At 72.1% G+C, this 18763-nt stretch carries 17 protein-coding genes and 1 pseudogene; 10 read left to right on the top strand and 8 right to left on the bottom strand.

Translation table 11 applies throughout. The annotated features are described in order from the left end of the window. Window positions 1-50 precede the first annotated feature (50 nt). On the top strand, window positions 51-1931 hold the full coding sequence (locus RM479_RS24330) for an ABC transporter ATP-binding protein (protein WP_311514034.1): 1881 nt from the start codon (window positions 51-53) through the stop codon (window positions 1929-1931). A gap of 54 nt (window positions 1932-1985) precedes the next feature. After that, complete coding sequence (locus RM479_RS27645; protein WP_397223049.1) at window positions 1986-2285, top strand: winged helix-turn-helix transcriptional regulator; 300 nt, start codon at window positions 1986-1988, stop codon at window positions 2283-2285. On the opposite strand, the gene RM479_RS24325 is transcribed toward RM479_RS27645, so the two are convergent. From RM479_RS24325 to RM479_RS24315, 3 genes are all read right to left on the bottom strand, one after another. After that, the gene (locus RM479_RS24325; protein WP_311514064.1) at window positions 2260-2799 is read right to left on the bottom strand and encodes a sugar O-acetyltransferase; all 540 of its coding nucleotides are present in this window, start codon (window positions 2797-2799) and stop codon (window positions 2260-2262) included. The two genes, RM479_RS27645 and RM479_RS24325, sit on opposite strands and share 26 nt — an antisense overlap. Window positions 2800-2962: 163 nt before the next feature. Further along, the gene (locus tag RM479_RS24320; RefSeq protein ID WP_311514033.1) at window positions 2963-4111 is read right to left on the bottom strand and encodes an acyltransferase family protein; all 1149 of its coding nucleotides are present in this window, start codon (window positions 4109-4111) and stop codon (window positions 2963-2965) included. A gap of 35 nt (window positions 4112-4146) precedes the next feature. Further along, window positions 4147-4767, bottom strand: a complete 621-nt coding sequence (locus tag RM479_RS24315) for a TetR/AcrR family transcriptional regulator (protein WP_311514032.1) — start codon at window positions 4765-4767, stop codon at window positions 4147-4149. Between the two features lie 608 nt (window positions 4768-5375). On the opposite strand from RM479_RS24315, the gene RM479_RS24310 reads away from it, so the two are divergent. Next, the gene (locus tag RM479_RS24310) at window positions 5376-6065 is read left to right on the top strand and encodes a hypothetical protein (RefSeq protein WP_311514031.1); all 690 of its coding nucleotides are present in this window, start codon (window positions 5376-5378) and stop codon (window positions 6063-6065) included. Between the two features lie 670 nt (window positions 6066-6735). After that, window positions 6736-7677 carry a serine hydrolase gene (locus RM479_RS24305; protein ID WP_311514030.1) on the top strand — a complete coding sequence of 314 codons (942 nt, stop codon included), beginning with the start codon at window positions 6736-6738 and terminating at the stop codon, window positions 7675-7677. A 137-nt stretch (window positions 7678-7814) separates the two neighbouring features. Here the strand turns inward: RM479_RS24305 and RM479_RS24300 are convergent, their stop codons facing one another. Next, complete coding sequence (locus RM479_RS24300) at window positions 7815-7973, bottom strand: hypothetical protein (protein WP_311514029.1); 159 nt, start codon at window positions 7971-7973, stop codon at window positions 7815-7817. Between the two features lie 22 nt (window positions 7974-7995). Here RM479_RS24300 and RM479_RS24295 point away from each other — a divergent pair, with 22 nt between their 5' ends. Beyond that, on the top strand, window positions 7996-8811 hold the full coding sequence (locus RM479_RS24295; RefSeq protein ID WP_449590057.1) for a GlxA family transcriptional regulator: 816 nt from the start codon (window positions 7996-7998) through the stop codon (window positions 8809-8811). 203 nt (window positions 8812-9014) lie between these two features. Here RM479_RS24295 and RM479_RS24290 read toward each other — a convergent pair whose 3' ends face one another. Further along, window positions 9015-11282, bottom strand: coding sequence for an excinuclease ABC subunit UvrA (locus RM479_RS24290; protein ID WP_311514027.1), 2268 nt, complete (start codon window positions 11280-11282; stop codon window positions 9015-9017). A 70-nt stretch (window positions 11283-11352) separates the two neighbouring features. On the opposite strand from RM479_RS24290, the gene RM479_RS24285 reads away from it, so the two are divergent. After that, window positions 11353-12192 carry a TetR/AcrR family transcriptional regulator gene (locus RM479_RS24285; protein WP_311514026.1) on the top strand — a complete coding sequence of 280 codons (840 nt, stop codon included), beginning with the start codon at window positions 11353-11355 and terminating at the stop codon, window positions 12190-12192. Window positions 12193-12297: 105 nt separating this feature from the next. Here the strand turns inward: RM479_RS24285 and RM479_RS24280 are convergent, their stop codons facing one another. Together RM479_RS24280 and RM479_RS24275 are read right to left on the bottom strand one after the other, a co-directional pair. Further along, on the bottom strand, window positions 12298-13188 hold the full coding sequence (locus RM479_RS24280) for a dihydrodipicolinate synthase family protein (protein ID WP_311514025.1): 891 nt from the start codon (window positions 13186-13188) through the stop codon (window positions 12298-12300). After that, window positions 13173-14489, bottom strand: a complete 1317-nt coding sequence (locus RM479_RS24275; protein WP_311514024.1) for an aminotransferase class I/II-fold pyridoxal phosphate-dependent enzyme — start codon at window positions 14487-14489, stop codon at window positions 13173-13175. Before RM479_RS24275 ends, RM479_RS24280 begins: the two co-directional genes overlap by 16 nt. Before the next feature lie 386 nt (window positions 14490-14875). Between RM479_RS24275 and RM479_RS24270 the strand changes: the two genes are divergently transcribed. From RM479_RS24270 to RM479_RS24260, 3 genes are read left to right on the top strand one after another with little or no spacing between them, the layout of a single operon-like run. Then, on the top strand, window positions 14876-15934 hold the full coding sequence (locus RM479_RS24270; protein ID WP_311514023.1) for a CPBP family intramembrane glutamic endopeptidase: 1059 nt from the start codon (window positions 14876-14878) through the stop codon (window positions 15932-15934). A 16-nt stretch (window positions 15935-15950) separates the two neighbouring features. Next, on the top strand, window positions 15951-17144 hold the full coding sequence (locus RM479_RS24265; RefSeq protein ID WP_311514022.1) for a sensor histidine kinase: 1194 nt from the start codon (window positions 15951-15953) through the stop codon (window positions 17142-17144). Beyond that, window positions 17141-17755: a response regulator transcription factor gene (locus tag RM479_RS24260; protein WP_311514021.1), complete on the top strand. Its 615-nt coding sequence runs from the start codon at window positions 17141-17143 to the stop codon at window positions 17753-17755. Before RM479_RS24265 ends, RM479_RS24260 begins: the two co-directional genes overlap by 4 nt. 147 nt (window positions 17756-17902) lie before the next feature. Here RM479_RS24260 and RM479_RS24255 read toward each other — a convergent pair whose 3' ends face one another. Then, a complete protein-coding gene (locus RM479_RS24255; RefSeq protein ID WP_311514020.1) occupies window positions 17903-18319 on the bottom strand; it encodes an SgcJ/EcaC family oxidoreductase in 417 nt (138 codons plus the stop codon). Window positions 18320-18529: 210 nt separating this feature from the next. On the opposite strand from RM479_RS24255, the pseudogene RM479_RS24250 reads away from it, so the two are divergent. Next, window positions 18530-18748 (top strand): annotated as a pseudogene (locus RM479_RS24250) (CGNR zinc finger domain-containing protein); the annotation flags it as partial. Window positions 18749-18763: the final 15 nt, after the last annotated feature.

Genomic DNA, 18763 nt, shown 5'->3' with positions numbered 1-18763 from the left:
GTCATAACGTTGTCGGTGACCGCCCACCCCGACCGGAACCGGTGACCGCCATGAGCATGGAGATGGCCGCGTGGAACTCGATCTACCACGCCATGCACGCCCGTGAGGAACAAAGCCCCTTCTCCCTTCCGGTACTACGCCGCATCGCCGCCTTCGCCCGACCCCACGCTCGCACCCTCACCTGGTTCCTGGCCCTGAGCGTGGTCGTCGCCGTCCTGGCGCTGGCCGCCCCGCTGCTGGCCGGCCGGGTCGTGAACACCATCGTCACCGGCGGCGCCCCCGAGACCGTTCTCCTCCTGGCCGGCGCCATCGCCGTCGTCGCCCTGGTCGAGGCCGTCCTGAACCTCATCGTGCGCCGCCTGTCGGCCGGCCTCGGCGAAAGCCTCATCCTGGACCTGCGCACCACCGTCTACGACCACGTGCAGCGCATGCCGGTCGCCTTCTTCACCCGCACCCGCACCGGCGCCCTGATCAGCCGGCTCAACAACGACGTCATCGGCGCCCAACGGGCCTTCAGCAGTGTCCTGTCCGGGGTCGTGAGCAACCTGGTCACCCTCGTGCTCGCGCTGGTCGTGATGCTCACCCTGTCCTGGTGGATCACCCTGGCCGCCCTGGTACTGCTGCCCGTGTTCGTCTACCCCGCCCGCCTCATGGGCTCCCGTCTGGCCCGCATCGAACGCGAGCGCACCCAGCACAACTCCGCCATGAGCACGCAGATGACCGAACGCTTCTCCGCCCCCGGCGCCACCCTGGTCAAGCTCTTCGGCTCCCCCGAACGCGAATCCGCCGAGTTCGCCCGCCGCGCCGACCGCGTCCGCGACATCGGCGTGCGCACCGCCATGGTGCAAGAGGTGTTCTTCACCGCCCTGACCCTCGTCTCCGCGCTCGCCCTGGCCCTGGTCTACGGCCTGGGCGGATTCCACGCCCTGGCCGGGAACCTGGACGCCGGCACGGTCGTGGCCATGGGCATGCTCCTGACCCGCCTGTACGCGCCGCTGACCGAGCTGGCCGGGGCGCGGGTGGAGGTCATGAGCGCCCTGGTCGCCTTCAGCCGGGTCTTCGAGATCCTGGACCTGCGGCCGTTGGTGCGCGAGGCCCCCGACGCCGACACCCTCCCCGAAGGACCGGTGTCGTTGGAGTTCGACCGGGTCTCCTTCTCCTACCCCTCCGCCGACAAGGTGTCGCTGGCCTCCCTGGAGGAGGTCGCCACCCTGGACCCCGCCGAGGGGCGCCGGGTACTGCACGACATCTCCTTCACCGTCGAGCCGGGCAGCACCGTCGCCCTGGTCGGGTCCTCCGGGGCCGGCAAGTCCACGATCGCCCAGCTCGCCCCGCGCCTGTACGACACCGACTCCGGGACCGTCCGCCTGGGCGGACGGGACGTGCGCGAACTGTCCTTCGCGTCGATCCGCGCCACCTTGGGCATGGTCACCCAGGACGGGCACCTGTTCCACGAGTCCATCCGAGCGAACCTGACCCTGGGTCGCACCGACGCCACCGAGGAGGAGATCTGGGACGCCCTGCGCCGCGCCCGCCTGGCCGACCTCGTCGCCTCGCTGCCCGACGGCCTGGACACCGTCGTGGGCGAGCGCGGGTACCGCTTCTCCGGCGGGGAACGCCAACGCCTGACCATCGCCCGCCTGCTGATCACCGGGCCTGAGGTGGTCATCCTCGACGAGGCCACCTCCGCCCTGGACTCCACCTCCGAGGTCGCCGTCCAGGCCGCCCTCGCCGAGGCGCTGGAGGGACGCACCGCCCTGGTGATCGCCCACCGGCTGGCCACGGTCCGCGCCGCCGACACCATCCTGGTCGTGGAGGAGGGCCACATCGTGGAACGCGGCCGACACACCGAACTGCTGGCCCGGGGTGGACGCTACGCGGAGCTGTACCGCACCCAGTTCGCCACCGACGAACCCTCGACCGTCCGCTGAGGACCCTCGACCCCGTCCCCCGGTGGCGCCAACACCGGGGGACGGATCCGTCCCGTGTCGGGACCTCGGCACGGGCCCCAGCGGTTCGTACGGCGTCGCTGTGCTCCGTTCGCCGAGCCCGTCCGCGACCGCCCGTTCGAGCGGGTCGTCCACGACCGGGTCCCGCCCCAGGCGGAGTACTCCCTCACCGGATTCGGGCGTTCCCTCCTGCCGGCGCTGAACGCTCTGGGCGCCTGGGGGCGAGGACGACATGGACCGCCTCGGAGGTCGACCCCGGCGGCGATGGGGACCGCCCCGGAAGCGGGACGGTCCCCATCGCGCGGCGGGATCAGTCGGTGTCGATCTCGCGGATGACCCGGGCCGGATTGCCCACGGCCACCACGCCGGCGGGCAGGTCGCGGGTGACCACCGCACCGGCGCCCACCACCGTGTTCTCGCCGATGGTGACCCCCGGGCAGACGATGACGCCGCCGCCCAGCCACACGTTGTCGCCGATGGTGATGGGCTCGGCCGACTCCCACTTGTCGCGGCGCGGGCCCGGTTCGATCGGGTGGGTGGGGGTGAGGAGCTGGACGTTGGGGCCGATCTGCACGTCCGCGCCGATTCGGATCGGCGCCACGTCGAGCATCACCGCGCCGCAGTTGACGAACGTGCGCGGGCCGACACTGACGTGATAGCCGAAGTCGACGTACAACGGCGGCCGGATCCAGGTGTCCTCGCCCAGGTCGCCGAGGAGTTCGGTGAGCACCTCGTGTCGGGCCGGGTCGTCCACCGGGAGGGTGTTGAACCGGTCCGCGAGTTTCGCGGCGTGGATGAGCTCGGCCTGGAGCTCGGGGTCGTCGGACCGGTACGGCTCGCCGGCGAGCATGCGTTCCTTCTGAGTGGCCACGCGGGTCCTTTCCAGTGGGTCTCGGTTCCGCACCCTAACCGCAGGGACGGGAGGCCGGGCACGGGGTCGGGGGCGCCCCGGGGCGGGGCGGCCGGGCCGGCGGGCGGGGCCGCCGGGGGCGGGCGGCCCCGACCCCGTGGCGTCAGAGGATCCGTGTGGCCCCGGGGATCGCCCGGACCCCGGCGGCCAGTGCCCAGCACCCCGGTACCGCCAGCGCCGCCAGGCCCAGGAACTTGATCAGCGCGGGCGCCTCCCAGCCGGCCAGCGCCACGCCGCCGAGGACCAGGACCAGCGGGTGCAGGACGTACACGGCGAAGGCGTTGTCGGACAGGAACCGGGAGACCCGGCCGTCACCGGCGACGAAGCGGCGGAAGAACACCAACAGGGCGAGAACCGTCCCCACCGACAGGAAGGTCTCCAGCACCAGGGCCACCAGCGCCTGCGGGGTCCCCGGGGTGAACGCGGCATCGCCCAGGATCCCCCGCGCGGCCACGAAGCAGACCAGCGCGGCCAGGGCCGTGGCCGCCCCGTACCAGCCCGCGGTCGCGGGCAGACGGGAGGACCAGTGGCGGCGGAAGGCGACCGCGCCCACCGTGAACAGCACGACGTACTGGGGCAGGTAGTCCGGGCTGGGCAGGCCCAGGACCGGCCAGTAGGGGGCCGGGTTGACCCACCGCCACAGGAAGGACAACACGGCCAGGGCGAGGGTGAACCCGAGCACCGGCCAGAGCCACCGCAGGCGTTCGTCGGTGTCGGGGCGGACGGCCGGGTCGCGTCGCGGCCGGCGGAGCAGCGCGTAGGCCAGGCTGAAGACCAGCAGCACCTCCACGAACCACATGGGGCCCGGGTCGTAGGTCACGATCGCGAACAGCCAGAACGGGGTGTCGCCGACGAGGCCCTCGGCCATCGCCTCCCGGTAGGGCGTGATCATCAGCAACGGCCGGACGAGCAGCACGAAGAGCAGGAAGGGCACGCCCAGGCGGACCAGGCGTTCGCGCACGAACCCGCCCGTTCCCCTGCGGTCGGCGGAGCCCGGCACGAAGTAGCCCGCCAGCAGGAAGAACAGACCCATGAAGTACGTCTGGTTGAGGATGACGAACAGGTCCAGCAGCCCGGCCGAGGCGTCGCCCACCGGCTCCAGGTAGAACCACACGGGGATGTTGCCGTAGGTCAACGCCGCGTGGTGGAGCACGACCAGGACGGTCAGGGCCGTTCGTAGGTTGTCGATGTGGTGCAGGCGGGCACGGGTGCCGCCGGCGGGTTCGGTGATCGGTGGGGCGGGCTGTGCCATGGTGCGTCCTCGTCGTCGGGGGTGCGCGGCGCGGTTCAGTCGGGTCGGATCGCTCGTACGAACAGGTCGGCGAGTTCACGGGCGTGGGCGAGCAGGTCGGTGTCGGGGTGCGCCAGCCAGTAGCCGAACATCGCGTCGATGCCCGCCTGCTGGGTGACCGCCATGACCCGGGGGTCGAAGACGCGCAGTTCCCCGTTCCGCTGCCCCTCCCGGTAGAGCCCCTCCAGGGACTCGTAGAGGGGCTCGGCCGCCACCACCCCGTAGCGGGGCGTCCCATCGGCGCCGCGGGCGTGCACGAAGATCTCGGTCACCGTGCGCAGCCGGTCCGGATGGGCCAAGGCGTACTCGGCCACGCCCGTCACGTGGGCGCGCAGGATGTCGGTGGCGGTCTCCTGCTCCAGGATCCCGGGCAGGATCGTGTCCGCGATGTCGGTGTAGACCGTGGTGACCACCTGGTCCACGAGTTCGTCCTTTCCGGCGAAGTGGTAGGAGATGACGCCCTTGCTGACGCCGGCCGTGGCGGCGATCCGGGCCAGGGAGGCCCGGGGGAAGCCCACCGCGGCGATGGTCTCGATGGCCGCCGCGATGATCTGCTCCCGCCGGACCTCCTCGATGAAGGACCGTTTCTGACCGCTCGGTTCATTTTTTGACCGCATGGCCAGAATCTAACACCGGCGGCCGGATCGCCATGGGGGATGCCCCTGAGCCGCCCCGGACGGGCCCCGGGCCGGAGAGGGGGGAACCCCTCGCGAGGGCCTCGGCCGTTCGGCCACGCCTGGCGGGCGTGGCCGATGCCAGACGCTCCGGCGCGGCCACGACGCCCCGTCGCACCATGACGACCGTGCCTTCGGTGCCGCATCGGGCCTGGACCGGGGCGGACGGGGACCGGTGGGGCGGCGGTGCTCCGAGGGGGTGGGGTCGGGTCGACGCCGCCGACCACCGGGCGTGGATCACGAGGGCGGGGCCGGTGGTGACGAGCGAGGGGTTCGTGCCCGAGGGTGCGGGCCGCACACGGGCGCACCGGACCCGATCGGGGCGGGTGTGACGGTGTGCCACCCGTGATCGTGCACAGGTCTGGAGGAACGCCGGTGATCGGAGTAAACTGAGGGTCGGCGCGGTCCCGCGCCCAACCCCCGGTTCCGGTGCCCACGCCACCGGCTGAGAGGGGGCAAAGGGGACTTCGGGTCCTCGGGACGCCGGTCTGATGCGCCCTCACGGCGGGGTGGACGAGCGTGGGTCGGTCCGCTGTTGCCGAGGAGACGCCATGACCAGGCAGAAGTCGTTCAAGCAGCGGGTGCGTTCGCGTATGGCCAAGACCGGTGAGAGCTACACGGCGGCCCGCGTCCACCTGATCCCGGCAGAACCGCCCGCGGCGCCGGTGGAGACCCCCGCCGGGACGCCCACCGCGGCGATGCGGGGGCGCGTCTCGGAGGAGGCGGTGCGCGAGCGCACCGGCCGTGACTACGACACGTGGTTCGCCCTGCTGGACACCTGGGGCGCCACCGGGCGCACCCACAAGGAGATCGCCGCCCATCTGATGCGGGATCAGGGCGTGCCGGGCTGGTGGGCCCAGTCGCTGACGGTGGCCTACGAGCAGGAACGGGGGATGCGCGTCCCCGGCCAGCGCGAGGACGGGTACTCGGTCACCGCGTCCAAGACGGTCCGCGCGCCGATGGAGGAGATCTTCACGGCGCTGCTGGAGGAGTCGGTCCGCGAACGCTGGGCGGACGGCCTGGAGTTGACGGTGCTCTCGCACAACGCGCCCAGGCGGATCACCGCGGACCTGACCGACGGCACCCGGGTGGTCCTCTACCTCACCGCCGGGAAGAACGACCGGGTCTCGGTGGCGGTGGAACAGTCCCGGTTGTCCGACCCGGAGTCGGCGACCGAGGCCAAGGAGTCCTGGCGCGAGCGCCTGGTCCGGCTCAAGGCCCTGCTGGAGCCAACGGCCTGACCCCTCGCAGGTCCGGTGCGGCCGTGTGAGCGGCCGCACCGGGAACACCCCCGCCACCTCTCGCCGCATCCCCGACCGGGCCCGCGGAGCGCGCCCGGCGCCCGGCGACGATCTCGAACTCCGCCGACCGGTACAGCGTTTGACCAGGCCGCGATATCCGCGCATCGAATATTACATTCCGAGTGATGAGATCTCATGATCGAATCATCACATTCCGCCGTGTCGGCAGTTCGCTTTCCCTGAACTCGGGATACGCCGAGAAGAGTGTGTGCGCGCACTCCGGAGGATTTGACTTCGCGGGCTTTCTCCGTGGAGGATGCGAGCGTCTTCGGCTCCGAGACCGGGCTTCCCGTGTTCCGAGAGAAGCGACCGACGCGCCTTTCCCATCAGAAAGACGTGGAATCAGAGAACCGTCCGTCCGGGAAAGGCGATAGAGGAGTGGACGCGAAGGAAGAACGGTCTTCCGATGCTGCCGCACCAACGATCGTCCGCATTCGCCGCTCACCGGTCCCGGTGAGCGGAGCGGAAAAGGAAGAGCACATCGGAATGAACGTCGTACCGCCGAACGGAGTCCGTGCGTGACGCTCCGGCCCGGCGGTCCCGGCCCCTCGGGTCGGGGCCCACCTCCGGTCCCCCTCACCCCCGCCGTCCGACCACTCCGAGGAGACACATGACGTCCACCGACCGAACGAACACCGGCCGGGCCACGGCCGTGGCGCTGACCGCCCTGCTGGCCGCGGGCCTCGCCATCGTCCCGACCACGACAGCCACCGCCGCCCCCGAGGCCAAGAGGGCGCCCATCTGCACCTCGAAGGCGCATCCCGAGATCGCGAAACGGCTCGACCAGCGGATCCGACAGGAGGTCCGCCTGCGCGAAGGGACCATCTCCGTGGGGGTCTCCGCCTTCGATGGGGACCTCGTCTGCGCGCTGGGCGCGAGAAACCGGTTCGACGCCGCCAGCACCGGCAAGGTGGTCATCCTCGGCGCCCTGCTGCGCACGGCCATGGACGAGGGGCGCGAACTCACCTCCCGGGAGAAGGAGCTCGCGACCGACATGATCACGGTGTCCGGGAACGACTCCGCGGTGGAGCTGCGCAATCAGCTGGGCCCCGAGCGCCTCCAGCGCTTCCTCGACCTCGCGGGGATGCACCGCACGAAGCTCCACCCCGAGGGGTACACCGGGCTGATGAAGATCAACGTCCGGGACCAGCTCACCCTGCTCGGCGTGCTCCGCACCGAGAACGACGTGCTCGGCGCGGACGAGCGCGCGTACGCCCGCGGCCTCATGGGCGACGTGATCGAGTCGCAGCGCTGGGGCGTTCCCACGGGTGCGCCCGCCGGTGCCGGGGTGTACCACAAGAACGGCTGGCTGCCCTACGACAACACCGACACCTGGCGGATCAACAGCATGGGCGGGTTCCAGGACACGTCGATCGGCGACTACGACATCGTCGTCCTCACCGACGGCAACGACGGCATGCAGTACGGGGTGGACAGCATCGGCGCCGTGGCCGTCGGCGTGCACTCCGTCCTGACCGGTGAGAGCCTGCGGACCCTGTCCCAGCCGACCGAGGCCCCCGAGGCCGTCTCCGACGGCTCCGACCGGGCCTGACACCCCGCGTCCCCGCACCGCCGGGACGCGGGTGCGGGGGCCCGGTGCGGTCCGGCGGGGGCCGTGACCGCACCGCGGCCCCCGCCGAGGCGGTGCGCGGGCTCGGCGCGGCGGAGGGAGGGGTGTCCGGGTGCCGCCTACCCCCTCGGGGCCCCGGCGACCTCGGACAGATTCACCGCCAGCGGCTCGGGGGACAGGGCCGCCAGGAAGTCGGCGGCGTCGAACGCCTCCCCGGGGGCGACGGCCCCGACCGCGTGGGAACGGCCGTCCAGCAGGCGTGCGACCGCCTCGACCACCAGTGGCGCGGTCGCCCCTCCGCTGCCGGGGGTTCCCGCGCGACGGTGGGCGGACCTGGTCGGGGTCGACACCGTGGTCGTGCCCGCGACCCGCCTTCCCGAGGCGGACCCCTCCCCCGCGTTCCTGTCGGCCCTGCGCGCGGCCCACGACGCCGGGAGTCGGGTCGTGTCCCTGTGCACCGGTTCCTTCGTGCTCGCCGCCGCCGGCCTGCTCGACGGCCGGGCCGCCACCACGCACTGGATGCACGCCGACGCGCTGGCCCGGCTCCACCCGTCCGTGGAGGTGCGCGCCGACGTCCTCTACACCGACAACGGTCGGGTCCTCACCTCGGCGGGCAAGACCGCGGCCCTGGACCTGTGCCTGCACCTGGTGCGCGCCGACCACGGGGCCGCGGCTGCCGCCGGGCTCGCCCGCCGCCTCGTGGCACCGGCCCATCGCCCGGGCGGTCAGGCCCAGTTCATCGCCCCACCGGCCGTCCCCCTCCCCACCGACACCCTGGGCGAGGCCCTGGAGTGGGCCCGCGCACGCCTCGACCTGCCCCTGACCGTCGAGGACCTGGCCCGACGGGCCGGTCTGAGTTCCCGACAGCTCGTCCGGCGGATGCGGGCCGAAACGGGGACGACGCCGCTGGCGTGGTTGCACCGCCGGCGCATCCACCTGGCCCAGGAACTCCTGGAGAGCACCGACGCCACCGTCGAGCAGATCGCCGCCCGCTGCGGCATGGGCACCGCCACCACGCTGCGCCGCCACTTCCACCGGGTCGTCGGCGTGAGCCCCCTCGCCTACCGGTCCGTTTTCCGCGCCTCCAGCCCACCCCGCCGGGACGCGTTCCGGTGAACCCCCGCTTCGTGCTCGGCGCGTCCGGAGAACGAGGAGCCTCGGCTCCGCGCTCACGTCCTCGTGCCGTACCGCGGGCCCCGGCCGTGATGGCGGGCGTCGCCGCCCACCGCGTCCCGGGAACGGGAGACGGTGGGCGAGACGCCCGCACGGTGGGCCCGCCGGGGGGGCGGGGCGGTGCCACTCCGGGGGGGTGAGCGGGGTCATCGCCCCAGATAGGTGCGCAGGTGGCGGGCGGTGAGGGTGTCGGCGTCGGCGATCAGCGCCGCCGGGGAGCCTTCGAACACCACCCGGCCGCCCTCGTACCCGGCGCCCGGTCCCAGGTCGATGATGTGGTCGGCGTGCGCCATCACCGCCTGGTGGTGCTCGATGACGATCACCGTGTTGCCGTCGTCCACCAGGCGGTCCAACAGCGCCAGCAACCGGTCCACGTCGGCCAGGTGCAGGCCGCTGGTGGGTTCGTCCATCACGTACACCGCGCCCTGGCGGGCCATGGAGATCGCCAGCTTGAGGCGCTGGCGCTCACCGCCCGAGAGGGTGGTCAGCGGCTGACCGAGACCCAGGTAGCCCAGGCCCACGTCGTGGAGGCGGTCCAAGATGACGCGGGCGTTGCCGGAGGGGAAGAACTCCCGGGCCTCCACCACGGACATCGCCAGCACCTGGGCGATGTTGCGGCCGCGCAGCTCGTGGACGAGCACCTCGGGCCGGAACCGCCTGCCCTCGCACTGTTCACAGGTCGTGGCCACGCCGGCCATCATCGCCAGGTCGGTGTAGATGACCCCGGCTCCCTTGCACTCGGGGCAGGCACCGTCGGAGTTGGCGCTGAACAGGGCCGCCCTGACCCCGTTGGCGCGGGCGAAGGCGGTGCGGATCGGGTCCAGCAGGCCGGTGTAGGTGGCGGGGTTGGAGCGCCGTGATCCCTTGATGGGCGACTGGTCGACGACCACCACGCCCTCGCGGCCCGGCAGCGCCCCGTGGACGAGGGAGCTCTTGCCCGACCCGGCCACGCCGGTGACCACGGTCAGCACCCCCAGGGGGACGTCCACGCTGACGTCCTTGAGGTTGTGGGAGGTGGCCCCGGTGATGGGCAGTACCCCGGTCGGGGTGCGCACCTGGTCGCGCAGCCGGGCCCGGTGGTCCAGGTGGTCGCCGGTGAGGGTGCCCGAGGCGCGCAGTCCCGCGACGTCGCCGGTGTAGGTGATGCGACCGCCGGCGGGACCGGCGCCCGGCCCCAGGTCCACGACGTGGTCGGCCAGGGCGATCGTCTCCGGCTTGTGCTCGACCACCAGCACCGTGTTGCCCTTGTCGCGCAGGCTCAGCAGCAGGCCGTTCATCCGCTCGATGTCGTGCGGGTGCAGTCCGACGGTGGGCTCGTCGAACACGTAGGTGACGTCGCTGAGGCTGGAGCCCAGATGGCGGACCATCTTCACCCGCTGGGACTCCCCGCCCGACAGGGTGCCCGATTCCCGGTCCAGGCTGAGGTACCCGAGTCCGACCTCCACCAGGGAGTCCAGGGTGTGCCCCAGTGTGTCCAGGAGGGGTTTGACGGAGGGCTCGTCCAGGGAGCGCGCGAACACGGCCAGGTCGTCGATCTGCATGGCCGAGCATTCGGTGATGGTGCGTCCGGCGACCTTCACCGACCGGGCGGCGGCGTTGAGGCGGGTGCCCTCGCACTCGGGGCAGGTGGAGAAGGTGACGGCGCGGTCCACGAACGCGCGCAGCCCCGCCTGCATCTTGTCGCGGTCCTTGACCAGGTGGGTGCGCTTGATCTTGGGGACCAGGCCCTCGTAGCCGACGTTGTTGGTGCCCACCTTGATCTTGGTGCCGGGGTGGTGGAGGAGGTCGTGGCGTTCCCCGTCGGTGTAGTCGCGCACCTTCTTGTCGGGGTCCAGCAGCCCGGAGCCCACGAAGACCTGCCAGTACCAGGTGCCCACGCCGTACCCGGGCGCGGTGATGGCGCCCTCGTTCAGGGACAGGTCGGCGTCGACCAGTTCGTCGACGTCGATCGTGTTGACCCGGCCCAGGCCCTCGCACTCGGGACACATGCCCTCGGCGTTGTTGAAGCTGAACGCGCTGGAGGGTTCCAGGCGCGGGGTGCCCACCCGGCTGAAGACGATCCGCAGCATCGCGGCGGCGTCGGTGGCGGTGCCCACGGTGGAGCGGGAGTTGGCGCCCATACGCTCCTGGTCGACGATGATCGCCGCGCTGAGGTTGCGCAGCGTGTCCACCTCGGGGCGGGCCGGGCTGGGCATGAAGGACTGGACGAAGGTCGTGTAGGTCTCGTTGATGAGCCGCTGGGACTCGGCGGCGATGGTGCCGAAGACGAGTGAGGACTTGCCCGAACCGGACAGGCCGGTGAACACGGTCAGGCGGCGTTTGGGGATGTCGACGTCGACGCCCGTCAGGTTGTTCTCCCTGGCCCCGCGGACCTGGATGCTGTCGTGGCCGTCGGCCGGATGCTCGGTTCGCACGTTGTACCCCAAGTTTCCTTATGCGATAAAGTATCTACCTGAAAGAGTTTATGACATAAGGGGGACAATCGTGGTCGTGTACGCCGGACAAGGGGACGCACGCAGGGCGATGACCCTGCTGTGGCGTGATCGGGGGGACCGTCCGGAGCCGGCGGCCCTCGGACGCCGTCCCGAACTCAGCGTGGACCTGGTGGTGGAGACGGCCGTCGCCGTGGCCGACACCGACGGCATGGAGGCGCTGTCCATGCGCGCCGTCAGCGAACGCCTGGGGCGCACCGCCATGTCCCTCTACACCTACGTGGCCAGCAAGAACGAGCTCATCGAGCTGATGTACGACCACGCCTTCGGGGAACCCGCCGACGCCGCCGAGGCCGACGACTCCCCCGACTGGCGCACCGCCACCGAGGCGTGGGCGCACCGCCTGTGGGACTTCTACCTGCGCCACCCGTGGACCTTGGAGATCTCGCTGGCCCGCCCGGTCCTGGGCCCCAACGAGTACCGGCTCTTCGAATCGCTGGCGGGCGTCCTGCACGGGGCCGGACTGTCCCCGGCCCGCATCCGCAACACCTACGGCACCCTGCACAACCTGGTGCGCGGCCAGGTGCAGACCGCCGCCGAGGCACGTCGTGCCGAGGCGGTCACCGGTGTGCCCGAGGACGAGTGGTGGTACGAGCGCTCGGCGCTGCTGGAGGAGGTCGCCCCCGATTTCACGACGCGCTTCCCGGTGCTGTCGGCGATGGCCGAGGCGGGCGCGTTCGCCAACGAGACCGAGGACGAGCCCTACCTGGAGCAGGAGGCCCGCGAGACCTTCCGCTCCGGTCTGGCCTCCGTCCTGGACTCCCTGGAGGCGCACCTGTCCCCCGGGACCCGAGGCCCTCGCCGGGCCGGTCCGGACACGACCCCCACCTGAGGGCCCCGACCCGCCGCCGTGCGCCCTGGCCGGCATCGGCGGGTGCCGGCGCGGCGGACGCGAAGGCGTGGGGCGGCCCTCGTCCGGGCCGGGTGTTCGTGCGGCTCACGCCAGGTGCAGTTCCTCGACGAGGCGGGCCACCCGCTGACGCTGGGCGGCGGCCAGCCCCTGGACCGGGCGGGGCAGGCAGTGCGGGGCGACCAGCCCCAGGTGTTCGGCGATCGCCGCCGTCACCCGCAGGCTGCCGTGGGCGGCGAACAGGTCCCACAGGGGCCGCAACCGCTTCGACCCGGCCACGGCGACCGCGGGGTCCCCGTCGAGCGCGGCCCGGGCCAGGGGCGTCACGATGCCGGGCACCGTACCGCCGACCGTGGAGAACCAGACCCGGCCGCCGGCGTTCAGCCCGGTGACGGCGGCACCGTCACCGGAGACGCCGATGCGCACGTGTTCGGGGACCGCGCGGTGGATCGCCGCGACGTGCTCACGGGCGGCGTCCGGGTCCAAGGGGACCGGGGGGATCTTGATCGCGGCCACGTTCGGCAGCCCCGCGATCCGCGCGTACAGCTCGGTGGAGAAGGTGAAGTGCGTCGTGCCCGGGTTGTCGTAGACCACCAGCGGCACCGACAGGTCGGCGGTGACGTCCTCGTAGAGTCCGAACACCTCGTCGTCGGTGAGCGCCTGATAGCTCATCGGGGCCAGCAGCACGCCGGCCGCGCCGGCCTCCTGGGCGTCCTGGGCCAGGGCCCGCACCTGGGAGGTGCGCAGCGCTCCGATTCCGACGATCACCGGGGTGTCGCCCGCCGAGCGCACGGCGGCTCGGGCCACCCGGCCGCGCTCTCGGCGGTCGAGGTAGGCGTAGGAGCCGGTCGATCCCAGCGCGCCGATCGAGTCGACGCCGGCCTCGACCAGGCGGGTGACGAGCCGGGCGTAGGCGCGCTCGTCGAAGCGGTCGTCGTCCAGCGGGGTCAAGGGGAAGGCGCTCAGGCCGGTGAACATGGGCTCTCCGAGGTGATCGAGGCGAGGGTGGCGGCCAGCCGCGCGGCGAAGGCGTCGGCGTGTTCGGGGAGGAGGGTGGAGGTGGTGACCCGGATGGCCGGCCCGTGGGCCAGGGTGAACAGCGACCCGGGTCGCACGGCCCACCCGTGATCGGCCAGGGCGTTGACCACGGCCGTCTCCGGGACCCCGGTCAGGGGGATCCACACGTTGAGGCCGTCCGCGGCCTCCGACCAGGACAGGCCGTGGGCGGTCAGGGCGTCGGTCAACGACCTGCGCCGGTCCGCGTACGTCCGGGAGGCGTGGTCCAGCCGGGCCGGTGTGGCGGAGTCGGTGAGGACGCCGGCGACCAAGTGCTGGAGCACGTGGCTGACCCACCCCGCAGGGCGGGCCCGCAACCGGTCCGCGGTGTCCCGGTCGCACACCGTCAGGGCCAGACGCATGTCCGGGCCCAGGAACTTCGAGACCGAGCGGACCAACGCCCAGCGGGCCGTACCGACGGGGGTGACGCGCCGGTAGGGGGTGCGGGCCAGGGCCGAGAAGTGGTCGTCCTCGATCACCAGCACCTCCGGATGGGCCGCCAGGGGCGCGCGCAGTTCCTCCGCGCGCCGCGCGGTCAGGCTCGCCCCGGTCGGGTTGTGCGCCCGCGGGGTGCACACCACCGCCCGCACCCCCGCTCGCAGGGCCGCGCGCAGTCCGTCGGTGGTCATGCCGTGTTCGTCGACCGGTACGGGCACGGGGCGGTATCCGTTGAGTCGGAGCGTGCCGATACTGGAGAGGAAGCACGGGTCCTCGACGGCGACCGCGTCCCCGCGCGTCAGGTGCGCGCTCAGCACGCGCTCGACCGCGTCCACGGCTCCGTGGGTGAGCACGAGTGCCCCGTCGGGACCGGCGTCGGGGAGCAGGTGCCGTTCGGCCCAGCGGCCCAGACCCTCATCGATCCCGGGCGAGCCGTACAGGACCGTCGAGTAGCCCCGTAGGTCGGGCAGTGCGGGCAGGAGCGCCGGATCGGGGTTGCCGTCGGCGAGGTTCACCGCGACGCCGGGCGCGGGGGCGCCTTCGCCGGCCACGGGCACCAGGGCGCGCACCACCGTGCCCCCGCGGCGGCGGGTCTCGACGATCCCCGCCGCCGCCAGCGCCGCGTATCCGGCCGCGACGGTGTTGCGGTTCACCCCCCGCCGGACGGCCAGCGCGCGGACCGAGGGCAGCACGTCGCCGGGGCGCAACTCCCCGCGCGCGATCAGGTCGCGTACCGAGTCGGCGATCGCGGACGCGGAATCCCCGGTGATGGTCGGCTCCGACATGCCCCCATCATAAGCCGATATGTCCTAGGACAAAAGATCGGTCCTGTTCCCGGATCAGCCGGACCCCGCCGCCGGGGCGGTCATCGCGCGATGGCGACCATCGCCGGCGTCGTGCCCTCCTTCGGGGGGTCGGTCCGGGAAGTCGGTGAGGGCCTCGCGGCTCCGGTACCGCCGCTCTTGCCCTTCCAGAAGACCCGAAAGGCGCACGAGGACCGCTGACCGACCACCGGCACACGCAGGCCGCTGAGGATCCCCCACGACCCCGAGCCGACGCGTGTGCTCCGGTTCGCCCATGACAGATGTCATGGCCGGACCGTGCACATCGGGGAGAAAACCCATGATCGGCGACACTCTGTAAGGGGTCGGCTCCGGCTTAGGTTCGGAGCATGAACTCCAACGACGACCGTTTCCCTCCGCCCCGGCCATCCGCCGACGCGGCCGAGGCGTTCCGCGGGCTCCCGCACACGGGAGCGGCGCGGACACCCGCCCCCGCCTACCAGGCCGCGCCGACCCCGCGTCGGCGCGGACCGCGGCCGGTCCCGCCCGGCGTGGAGTACCACCGTGTCCTCGCCGGAGACAAACGCCGTATCGCACGCGGCGTCCTCGCCATCGTGCTCCTGGTCGCGGGTCTGTTCGTCATCAGCTTCGCCGCCTCCCAAGCCGCCGCGCTCATCGACGCCCGGATGGGCAGAACCAACCCGGCGGCGGGCGGCACCGACTACACGCCGCTTTACCACGGCGCGACCATGTTCTCGCTCGCCCTGCTCGTCCCGTGGAGCATGCTCATCCAACGGTGGCTCTACGGGGTGCGGGGCGCCTCGCTGCACTCGGTGCTCTCGCGCTTCCGGTTCGACGTGCTCGGCCGGGCGCTGCTGTTCATCGGCCCCTTCTGGCTGATCGCCATAACCGTCCTGAACGTCTCGACGCCCGCCGAGCAGACCCACTGGCCGGTCGCCGATCTGGTCGGCATGCTCGTGCTCACCCTCCTGCTGGTGCCCCTCCAGGCGGCGGGCGAGGAGTACGGCCTGCGCGGACTGGTCTTCCGGGTCGCCGGGGGCTGGAGCCGGGGTCCGCGGGTCGGGCTGGTCGTCGGCGTCCTCGTCTCCAGCCTGTTGTTCACGGCCATCCACGGCGCGGGAGACCTGTGGATCAACCTCTGGTACTTCACGCTCGCCGTCAGCCTGGCCGTCATCACCTGGCGCACCGGCGGCATCGAGACCGCGGTCGTCATCCACGCCCTGCTCAACACGCTCCTCTTCCTCTTCGCCATCGCCCTGCACACCGACATCGGCGCCTCCATCGCGGACCGGTCGGCGGGCACCGGGTCCCCGGCCCTGCTCGTGCCCAGCGTCACCGTTGCCGTGATCGCGGCCGTGGTGTGGCTGCGCACCCGTCGGTCGGGGCCGGCCCCGACCCCCTCGGACCCACACCCCGGGCGGGTCTGACGGGACAATGAGGGCCATGAGCGATTCACCGCTGGTCGGCGCACGCAAGTTCGAGGCCTACGTACGCTGGTCCACCTACGGCATCGTCACGATTCCGGTCGTCACCCTGTCCGGCTCCGTGCTGACGGCCGGCGCGGACCCCGCGGGCCCGCTGGTGGCACTCGGGTTCGTCCTCGCGCTCGCGCTGACCGTCGGCAACGTCATGGTCGTCAACTGGAGCATCGACACCGTCGTCGGCCGTGCACGTCGCCCGCCCCTCGCCGTGATCGCGGTGTGGGTGCCGGCTCTGGCGGCGTTCGTCGTCGTGGCGCCCGGGATCCCCCTGCCCGCGATGGGGGTGACGCTCGCGGCGGCGCTCGCCTCGGCCGCCGCGAGCTTCGTTCCCGCCCTCGGTGCACGCCCGGCGCTCGGCCTCAACGCGGCGGTCCTGGTCCTGGCCCTGCTGCTCACGGGGTTTCCAGGCCTCCCGGTGCTGGTGACAGGCGCGATCGTGATCAGCAGCGTCCTGTGGGCCTGCTGGTCGAGCGCGTGGATGCTGCGGGTGTTGCGCGAGCTCCAGACGGCACACGAGACCCGTGCCGCGCTGGCGCTCGCGAACGAGCGCCTGCGTATCTCACGCGATCTGCACGACTTGTTCGGCCGCACCCTGGCGACGATCGCTGTCAAGAGTTCCCTGGCCTCCGAGCTCGTCCTGCGCGGCCACGCCGCACGGGCTACGGAGGAGATCTCCGAGATCCGGCGACTCACCGAGGAGGCCGGAACCGAGGTCCGCCAGGTCGTGCGCGGTGAACTCCACACGAGCTGGGACGACGAGGTGTCCGGCGCGCGATCACTGCTGGCCTCCGCCGGCATCCGCTGCACGGTGGTCGGCGACCCCGTGCCCGAGGAGTGCGCGCAGGCCCTGGCGTGGGTCGTGCGCGAGGGCGTCACGAACGTGCTGCGCCACTCGGCGGCGACGCGGGTCACGCTCACGAGCGCGCACGAGGAGGGACACGTACTCCTCACCATCGCCAACGACGGGGCCGGTACCACCGACTCCGCGCTGACCAGAGGGGGTGAGGGTACCGTTGCGGCCACCACCGGGGGTACCGGGCTCCGCGCGATGTCCGAGCGTGTGCACGCGCTCGGCGGACGCGTCACCACCCGCCGTGACGGAGACTGGTTCGTGCTCGACGCCACGGTCCCGCTCCAGGAGGAAGGCCCCGCATGACGCGTACGACCCGCATTCTCGTCGCCGATGACGAACACCTCATCCGCGACGCCATCGCCGGTCTGCTCGACCTGGAGGACGGCTTCGAGATCGTCGGCCGGGCGGCCTCCGGTGACGAGGCGCTGGCGACGGCCCTGCGGGTCCGTCCCGACGTGGCCCTGCTCGACCTGCAGCTGCCCGGCCCCGACGGGATCGAGGTGACCCGGCGGCTCGCCAGGCGGTTGCCCGACTGCCGATGCATCATCGTGACCTCGCACGGCCGGCCCGGCTACCTGAAGTCGGCATTGGCCGCCGGCGCGCGCGGCTTCCTGCCCAAGACCGTCTCCTCCCGCACGTTCACCGAGGTCGTCGGCAACGTCGCGGCCGGTGGACGCTACGTCGACCCCGAGCTCGCAGCCGAGGCGATCAGCGCGGGCGACTCCCCGCTCAGCCCGCGCGAGGCCGACATCCTCGCCCTGGCACGCGACGGCGCGCCCGTCGAGGAGATCGCCAGGCGCGTCTGTCTCTCCCGGGGGACCGTGCGCAATCACCTCACGGCCGCCATCGCCAAGCTCGACGTCTCGAACCGGCACGAGGCCGCGCGGATCGCCGCCGAGCACGGCTGGATCTGAGCCGGACCGACCTGAAGTGGCTACCAGCCGAAGAGCCCTACCTCTACCATCACACACAGTGACCGAAGCGGCGAGAGTCACAGACAATACAGATCACTCGATCAACGGCTCTTACCAGTCTCGACCCCCGGGAGCGCCCTTGGGCGCTCAGCGGATCGGTGTCGTCTGCGCCAGCGCGATACGCCAGTCGTCCCCCTCACGTACCAGGACGTAGGTCATGGCACCGGTCAGGGGAGCGGTGTCCGGCGCGTCGGCCCGCTCGTCGTGGACCGTCTTGGTCAGGCTGACGACGGCGACATCGGGTGTGGTGAAACGGATGTCGTGCACCTCCAGCTCGGTCCGGATGTCATTGAGGGGGGAGGAGAGCGCCTCGGTCATGGCTGCGGCAAAGGTCTCGCGACCGAAGAGGCGCCGCCCGTGGAAGTTGATGATCACCATGTCGGGGGTGTGCAGCGCCGGTAGTACGTCGAGGTCCGACTGTGCCTGCTGCGAGCGTGCGACGAACTCACGGATGCGCTTCTCGTCGAGGTCGGGGGTGGAGGGGGTGGTGGGTGTGTTCTCCATGGGCGAAGCCTAGGATCTCAACATAAGTTCAGGTCAACTGTTCGCCGGCACCCGCACCGGATCGGTCTCTCAGCCCCGCCGTGCGACCGGCAGTGAACGCGGACCTCTACGCCTCTGACCAGAACGTGGCGGTCGACCAGCCCATTGCCGTTTTCCGGCGTACTTGGTCCACCCCCACGGCACCAGCGTCGGCGGGGCCGGTTCGCGCAGGTGGGCCTGCCGACGCGGGTGGGCGGCCATGTTGGAGCGGTGGTCGAGGGTGCGCGCCGGCTGGCCGGCCACGTGGTGGACCTGCTCACCGGCCCCGACGTCACCCGGGTGCGCGCTTGCGAGGCCCCCGACTGCGTGTTGTCGTTCCTGCCCGCGCACCCCAAACGCCGCTGGTGCTCCCCCGAACGCTGCGGCGACCGGGTCCGCGTCGCGCGCTACCAGCGCCGTCACCGC

The organism is Nocardiopsis lambiniae (assembly GCF_031845465.1).
GTDB lineage: Bacteria > Actinomycetota > Actinomycetes > Streptosporangiales > Streptosporangiaceae > Nocardiopsis > Nocardiopsis lambiniae.
The sequence above is the reverse complement of the archived record's forward strand: the minus strand, read 5'-3'. Positions and strand labels throughout refer to the sequence as shown.